This window comes from Streptomyces cahuitamycinicus, assembly GCF_002891435.1.
Classification (GTDB): Bacteria; Actinomycetota; Actinomycetes; order Streptomycetales; family Streptomycetaceae; genus Streptomyces; species Streptomyces cahuitamycinicus.
In genome coordinates, this window is record NZ_POUC01000410.1 from 1 (window position 1) to 7,075 (window position 7,075).

A 7,075-nucleotide genomic window follows, 5' to 3' on the forward strand; every position below is an offset into this window, starting at 1 on the left:
TTCCGTCACCGTCCCGGGCGGGGGGCCGCTTCTGGCGCAGTCCCGGGACGGGGGCCGCATCTGTACCGTCCCGGGGCGGGGGCCGCATCTGGCACCGTCGAATTGACCCACGATCACGGCGCTGGAATGCCCCCTGCCGTGGGTCGCCCGGCTCCCTAGAGTCGATGTCATGACGACGACACAGAACGAAACGGGAAACAGCGGCAGCGGCTTCGCACCGGTCCTCACCCGTGCCGCCGAGGCCGAGACGACGCGCGACCCCAGCAGCGTGATGACGCTGCTCGCCGACTCCGGTAACACCGGCGGGCGGCTCACCAGCTACCGTTCGACGTTCGCGGAAGGCGCGGTCGGCGCGCCCGCCCACCTGCACACCGAGGCGTCCGAGATGTTCTACGTGATCGACGGCGCGCTCCAGGTCCTGGTGGGCGAGGAGATCACCGTGCTGCGAGCCGGCGACTTCCTTCTGGTACCGCCGCACACCCCGCACGCCTTCGCCGCCGCGCCCGGTGCGACGGCCGACGTGCTGTTCGTCCTCACCCCGGGCGCGGGGCGCTTCGACTATCTGCGGCTGCTGGGCCGGGTGATGCGCGGCGAGGCCGACCCGCAGGAGATCATGGACTCCTCCGAACGCTTCGACAACCACTACGTCGACAGCCCCCTCTGGCGCGAGGCGCTCGCGGCCAGGGGCTGAGGTCTCAGAAGGGCAGCGCCTGGGCCGCCGCCCCGACGGAAGGGACCGGTTCGGCCGCCGTGGGCGCGGGTACCGCGGGCAGCGGATCCGTCGCCTCCGGCCGCGGCTGCGGCAGCGACACCGGCCGCAGCGGACGCAGTCCCGACACCACGGTGTAGTCCTGGCCCAGGAACGGCGGGACCACCTCGCCCGGGTCCTCGCCGAGCGCCAGCTGCACGGCGGCCCAGGGGGCGTTGATCCCGCACAGGGACAGCTGGTGCAGGCCGCCGGCCGGGCGGGTGTTGACGTCCATGAGGACCGGCCGGTCACCGAACATCCGGAACTGGATGTTGGACAGGTAGTGCAGACCGAAGCCCTCGGCGATCCGCCGGGCCGGGTCCAGCCACTGCTCGTGCAGGGTGAAGCCCCGCCGGCGGCCGTTCTTGGTGCGGCCCACCGCCAGCCGGACCCGGTTGTCCGGACCGGTCAGGCAGTCCACCGACACCTCGGGCTGCTCCAGGCGCGGCATCACCAGCCAGTCGACCGGCTCCTCGGCCTGCCGCAGCGCCTCCAGCACCAGGTCCATCGGCACGTACGGGCTCGGGTACCCGCTCAGATGCGTCAGCGAGAAGGGCGTACGCGTGATCACGCGGAAGCCCACCCCGCCGGCCCCGGAAGCCGGCTTGAAGCACGCCTTGTGCCCACCGGCCTCCAATTCCTCCACGGCGGCGACGAGTTCGTCCTCCGAGCGGACCCGGTACCACGGCGGCACCGGCACGCCGATCGCCTGGACCGCCTCGTAGGCGATCACCTTGTCGTGGAAGACGGCCACGGCCTCGGGCGGCGGCGCCAGCACCGCCGTGCCGGCCGCCTCGAACTCGGCGCGGTGCGTCACGATCGCCGACTGGTGCAGACGGGGCACGAACACGTCGATGCCCCGCCGCGCGCACTGGTCCAGCGCGTACTCGACGTACCCGGCGGGGGACAGGTTCTCGGGCTCCAGGTCGGCGGTGTCGGCGGCGGCCAGCACCGGCGAGTCGGGGTCGCCGTGGGTGGCGTGGATCTCGACGGCCCGGTCGCTGGGATTTCTCCGCAGCTGATCCATGAAGAACACGTTCTCCGCGTACGTGCGGTTGAGCCAGACGCGTACGCGAGAGACCATGCAGGCCGCCTTTCACGGTTCGCGGGCAGGGCTGAGCAGCCCGTGCCCGGGCAGGAAAATGGAGGGACACCAAACCGCCCCTGCGAAAGGGAAGTTTCAGCGGTGGTGTTGGGCCAGATCATACGGCTTCGGCGGGCCTCGTCGTGCAACGCCCCGGTGAAGGATTTCTCCCGCCGCGGCCCCCGGGCCGCTCTTGCCCCGGTCGCTCGGATGTGATCTCTTGGAGGGCGTCCGGGTGCGCGGAGGGGGCGAGAGGTGACGTCGACGGCCGATGGCGCCGCACAGCTCCTGGCCATCAGCGATCTGCACGTCGGCTACCCGGAGAACCGCGCCCTGGTCGAGGGCATGCGGCCCGGGACGGACGACGACTGGCTGCTCGTCGCCGGGGACGTGGCGGAGACCGTGTCGGACATCCGCTGGACCCTGAAGACGCTCGCGGCCCGCTTCCGCAAGGTCGTGTGGGTGCCCGGCAACCACGAGCTGTGGACCCATCCGAGCGACGCCGTCACCCTGCGCGGTGCCGCTCGGTACGAGTACCTGGTCGAGATGTGCCGCGAACTCGGCGTGACGACACCCGAGGACCCCTACCCGGTCTGGGAGGGCCCCGGCGGCCCGGTCGCCGTCGCGCCGCTGTTCCTCCTGTACGACTACTCGTTCCTTCCGGCCGGCTGCACGACCAAGGAGCAGGGCCTGGAGTACGCGCAAGGCACCGGGATCGTGTGCTCCGACGAGTACCTGCTGCACCCCGACCCGTACCCGAGCCGGGAGGCCTGGTGCCGGGCCCGGGTCGCCGAGACCGAACGCAGACTCGCCGCACTGCCCGACGGCCTGCCGGTGATCCCGGTCAACCACTACCCGCTGCACCGGCATCCGATGGACGTCCTGTGGCACCCCGAGTTCGCCATGTGGTGCGGCACGGACCTGACCGCCGACTGGCACCGCAGGTTCCGCGTCCACACGATGGTCTACGGCCATCTGCACATCCCCCGCACCACCTGGCACGAGGGCGTGCGCTTCGAGGAGGTGTCGGTGGGCTATCCGCGCGAGTGGAGCAAGCGGTCCGGACCGCCGGGGCGGCTGCGGCGCGTCCTGCCGAGGGAGGGCGAGGAGCTGTGATCGAGGAACTGCTGCCGGAGGCCGTGGTCGTCGTGGAGGCCTACGGCCACGAGGACGCGGACACCCCGCTGTTCCCCGAGGAGGCGGCGCTCATGACCCGGGCGGTCGCCAAGCGGCGCGGGGAGTTCGCCGCCGTGCGCTCCTGCGCCCGCCGCGCCATGGAGAAGCTCGGCGTGCCGCCGCAGCCGGTCCTGCCCGGGGAGCGCGGCGCCCCCCGCTGGCCGGCCGGGCTGGCCGGCAGCATGACCCACTGCGACGGCTACTGCGCCGCCGCCCTGGTCCGCGCCACCGACCTCGCGTCCCTCGGCATCGACGCCGAGACCCACGGCCCGCTGCCCGAGGGCGTCCTGCCGTCCGTGTCCCTGCCGGCCGAGGCGGACCGCCTGCGCGAGCTCGCGGCCGAACGCCCCGACATCCACTGGGACCGGCTGCTGTTCAGCGCCAAGGAGTCCGTCTACAAGGCGTGGTTCCCCCTCACCGGGAAGTGGCTGGACTTCATGGAGGCCGACATCGACCTCACCGCCGACGGCACCTTCCGCGCGACGTTGCTCGTCCCCGGCCCGCGGGTGGGCGCCCGCCGCGTCGGCCACTTCGACGGCCGCTGGACGGCGGGGCGGGGCCTGATCGCGACGGCGATAGCGGTACCGCACGGCTGAGTCCACTCCGCGAGCCCCCCCTCACGGCACCAGGGCGGAAAACCGGACCCTCAGCCCCGGAAGCCCGGGCCCGGCGGGCGGACACAGCCATCCGCCGGGCCCGGGGGGCGTGGGCCCGCCGCCGGAGTGCGGGCTTGGCATCGGGCCTGCTGCCGGGCCGCCCGCCGGGCCGGCGGTGCACGCCGCGGTTGGGATGGGGTACATCAGCTGGTCTCCTGGGCCCGGTCCCGGCCCGTGGCCTGGGCCCCCCGCCGGAGTGTGGATTCGGCTTCGGGCTCATGGCCGGGCCGCATGCCGGACGCGAGTCTCGCATCCGGCCTGCTGCCGGGCCGCCCGCCGCGGCCGGCGGTGCACGCCGCGGTTGGGGTACCTCAGCAGGTCTCCTGGGCCCGGTCCCGGCCCGTGGCCTGGGCGCGCCGCCGGAGTGTGGATTCGGCGTCGGGCCCGCGGCCGAGTCGTCCGCCAGGGTGCGGGTCCGCATCCGGCCCGCGGCCGGGCCGCCCGCCGGACTTCGGGCCGGCTTCCCGGCCGGGGTGGGGATACCTCAGCAGTCTCAGGGTCCCGGTCCCGGCCCCGGCCCGCGACCCGAGCCCTCCGCCGGAGCGGGTCCGGTTTCGGCCCGCGGCCCGGGGCATCCGTCCGGCTCCGGAGCCTGCTTCGGTGCGGCAGGTCAGGGACCAGGCTCCGGGCACCAGTTCTCCAGGAGGCGGAAGAACGCCTCCTCGTTGCCGGTCAGTCCGGCGCGCTCCAGGGCCTGCTCCGCCTCGGCGAGCACTGCCGGCGGGACGAGCGGCGGGCCGCCCTCCACGTCGAAGGCGGCCCGGACGGTGTGCAGCAGCCGCAGATAGGCCTGGACGGCGCTGCGTTCACGATCGGTCAGAACGGCGGTGGGCATCGGTCGGCTCTCCCCGTGTCGGCGTCGTCGGTCCCGCGCCCTCGCGGCGCGCACGCCCCGCACAGCGGTGGCGCCCCTCCAGCTTGCCGCCCACCACTGACAATCCGGCCCCACAGCCCTCCGGTTCGCCCGCTCGGCGGAGGCGCACCGCGCTCCGTCGCCGCGCCGGGCCGCCCGTCAGCCCTGCGGTCCGCGATACCCCAGTGACGCCTCGATCCGCCCCGCAAGGTGATCCCGCTGCACCGGGCCGCGCGACGACGAACCGGCGAGCCACGCCCGGCACTTGCTGGCGAGCAGCAGGCCGAAGCTCTCAGCCTCCTTCTCGTCGTCGAGGTCGAAGCGGGTGCGGGCGGCGACCTTCAGCACGGTCGCCTGGAGATCGGCACCGTCATCGAGCAACCGGGCCGCGACGGCGGCGCCCTCGACATGGTGGGAGCAGTGCCCGGCCTTCATGTGCCACAGCTCGTGGCCCAGGATCACCAACTGATGCTCGGGAGCGGTGCGTTCCTCGATCACGACGAGGTCCTGCTCCGCCATGTCCAGCCAGAGCCCGCTGGCGGTCCCGGGCGGGAACGCGGCCGTTCGGAAGCGGACGGGGCGGCCGCGGCGTCTGCTCATGCCGTCGCACAGGGCGGCGTACAGCTCCTCGGGCCGAGCCGGCGCGGGGAGGGTCAGCTCCGCGACCAGCTCGCCGCACAGACGGCGCATTTCCTTACCGATGCCCACAGTTCTCCCCACGGTCACGACTCGGGCCGCTTGACGCTCTCCAGGAGCATGTCCAGCCACTCCGCGACCTTGTCGCGGTGCTGGTCGGTGGGCAGCTGCGCGGCCCGCCAGGCGATGCCGCGCACGCCGTGGTCCTGCAGCAGCCGCTCCAGCGGGTCGTCCGCCGCCGAGGCCGCCTTCCGCTCGCGGTCGGCGAGCTTCTGCAGCAGCTCCTGCTCGGTGTGCTGGAGGGCGCTCACCAGTGCCTCGGGGTCCTCGGCCGTCAGGAAGCCGGCGTGCACCCGGAAGAACCGCTGGAGGGCGTCGCAGTGCTCCATGGTCGGCCGCCGGTCGCCGTTGATGAGGGCGCCGGCCTGCTGGCGGGACATGCCCGCGCCGTCGGCGATCTCCTGCTGGGTGTACTTGCGGCCGTTGGGCTTGAGCCTGGTCCGGCGCAGCAGGTCCAGGCGCTGCAGGAACCGGGCCTGAACGTCGGGCTCACCCGCCGGCCGGCCACAGAGCAGGGCCTTGACCACGGCGTCCGGAACCCCGGAGGCGACGGACAGCCGGCCGATGTCGAAGACCTCGGCGTGCGGCACGCCGAGCCGGTCGGCGAGCGCGCCGACACGGGAGACGACGGCCGGTAGCACGGCCGTCGGCGTGGCGCCCGGACCCTCGACGAAGCCACCCGTCACCGACAGATCTCCTACGTATCTCACAGGCTTCTCACAAGTGGATGCCGTGACCTACCCCGGCGTGAACTTCCCGGAGCGTAGCCGGTGGTTCGAACTCACATCCAGGTCTCGCCACAACTGTGGCCAATTTCAGCCGTCAACAGACATGAAATGCCACGATAGTTGACACGCCTCAGCCCGGGGCAGCAGGATCGGGGCGCCGCGTCAGGGCCGCACAGGCAAGAGGGGTGACCTCCCGATGGCATATCAGGCAGGAGGGCGGCGGCCGGCACCGCGGCCCGCCCCCGAGACTCCCGAGGCCCAGGCCTATCTGGAGGACTACGCCGGGCTTCTGGAGGGTGTCTCCTTCCCCTCGCTCGTCGTCGACCACTGCTGGGACGTGGTGCTGACCAACAACGCCTTCCGGTCACTTTTCCGCGAGGTGGGCCCGCACCCCACGGCGATGCCGGGCGACAACTTCCTCCGGTTCGTGCTGTTCCACCCCGACGCCCCCGTGGTGCTCGGCGACCACGAGGCGAGCTGGTGCCTGCCGATGCTCGCGCACTTCGCACGGGCCGTGGAGAGCCACGGCCCGGACCACGGCCTGCAGGGCATCCGCCGGGACATCGCCCAGGACCCGATCATGGAGGCCGCCTACCGGCACGGCCTGCCGCACTGGATCCGCGCGGTCGGCGAGGACGCCGTCGAGCAGGACGGTGCCGTACGGCCGTTGCTCCACCCGGACCCGCGCCGGGGCCCCACCGAGTGCCGGATCGTCATCGAGACGTCCAGGACGCTGGAGGAACTGGGCTGCGCCCGGGTCACGTTCGTCCTGCGCGAGACGCGCCGCTCCGCGACCGGGGAGCGCCGCACGCGCCGCACCGCCTCCCACCTGAGAGTCGTCCCCGTGGCCGACTGACCGCTCCCGCGCGGTCAGCCGCCCGTTCCCCGCACCCTTCCCAGTCTCTGTGGTGTGTGACATAGTACTGCCGTGAGCAAGCCGCTGACCTGCGATGTCGTGGTGGTGGGAGCCGGCGTGGTCGGCGCCGCCACCGCCCTGTACGCGACCCGCGCGGGCCTGGACGCCGTCGTGGTGGACCGGGGACCGGTGGCCGGCGGCACGACCGGAGCGGGGGAGGGGAACCTCCTCGTCTCCGACAAGGAACCCGGGCCCGAGCTCGAACTGGCCCTGCTCTC

The 7,075-nt window shown here is 73.1% G+C and carries 9 protein-coding genes; 5 read left to right on the top strand and 4 right to left on the bottom strand.

Annotated features, from left to right (window positions below; all coding sequences use genetic code 11):
* The first annotated feature begins 169 nt into the window (after window positions 1–169).
* Complete coding sequence (locus C1J00_RS34925) at window positions 170–691, top strand: cupin domain-containing protein (RefSeq protein WP_102912964.1); 522 nt, start codon at window positions 170–172, stop codon at window positions 689–691.
* A 4-nt stretch (window positions 692–695) separates the two neighbouring features.
* Here C1J00_RS34925 and C1J00_RS34930 read toward each other — a convergent pair whose 3' ends face one another.
* Window positions 696–1,832 carry an ATP-grasp domain-containing protein gene (locus C1J00_RS34930; protein ID WP_102912965.1) on the bottom strand — a complete coding sequence of 379 codons (1,137 nt, stop codon included), beginning with the start codon at window positions 1,830–1,832 and terminating at the stop codon, window positions 696–698.
* Window positions 1,833–2,087: 255 nt separating this feature from the next.
* Here C1J00_RS34930 and C1J00_RS34935 point away from each other — a divergent pair, with 255 nt between their 5' ends.
* Both C1J00_RS34935 and C1J00_RS34940 read left to right on the top strand, forming a co-directional pair.
* Window positions 2,088–2,948, top strand: a complete 861-nt coding sequence (locus C1J00_RS34935) for a metallophosphoesterase family protein (protein WP_102912966.1) — start codon at window positions 2,088–2,090, stop codon at window positions 2,946–2,948.
* Window positions 2,945–3,604: a 4'-phosphopantetheinyl transferase family protein gene (locus tag C1J00_RS34940; RefSeq protein WP_102912967.1), complete on the top strand. Its 660-nt coding sequence runs from the start codon at window positions 2,945–2,947 to the stop codon at window positions 3,602–3,604. The genes C1J00_RS34935 and C1J00_RS34940 overlap by 4 nt, the downstream gene beginning before the upstream one ends.
* A 670-nt stretch (window positions 3,605–4,274) precedes the next feature.
* On the opposite strand, the gene C1J00_RS34945 is transcribed toward C1J00_RS34940, so the two are convergent.
* The 3 genes from C1J00_RS34945 to C1J00_RS34955 all read right to left on the bottom strand — a co-directional run bounded on the left by C1J00_RS34945 (window position 4,275) and on the right by C1J00_RS34955 (window position 5,899).
* On the bottom strand, window positions 4,275–4,499 hold the full coding sequence (locus tag C1J00_RS34945) for a hypothetical protein (protein ID WP_102912968.1): 225 nt from the start codon (window positions 4,497–4,499) through the stop codon (window positions 4,275–4,277).
* 177 nt (window positions 4,500–4,676) lie between these two features.
* Complete coding sequence (locus C1J00_RS34950) at window positions 4,677–5,207, bottom strand: toxin-antitoxin system, toxin component (protein ID WP_102912969.1); 531 nt, start codon at window positions 5,205–5,207, stop codon at window positions 4,677–4,679.
* A 32-nt stretch (window positions 5,208–5,239) separates the two neighbouring features.
* Complete coding sequence (locus C1J00_RS34955) at window positions 5,240–5,899, bottom strand: helix-turn-helix domain-containing protein (protein ID WP_102912970.1); 660 nt, start codon at window positions 5,897–5,899, stop codon at window positions 5,240–5,242.
* A 238-nt stretch (window positions 5,900–6,137) separates the two neighbouring features.
* On the opposite strand from C1J00_RS34955, the gene C1J00_RS34960 reads away from it, so the two are divergent.
* Window positions 6,138–6,797, top strand: a complete 660-nt coding sequence (locus tag C1J00_RS34960; RefSeq protein ID WP_102912971.1) for an MmyB family transcriptional regulator — start codon at window positions 6,138–6,140, stop codon at window positions 6,795–6,797.
* 72 nt (window positions 6,798–6,869) lie between these two features.
* A partial coding sequence (locus C1J00_RS34965; RefSeq protein WP_146046312.1) for an FAD-dependent oxidoreductase occupies window positions 6,870–7,075 on the top strand: 206 nt, incomplete at its 3' end.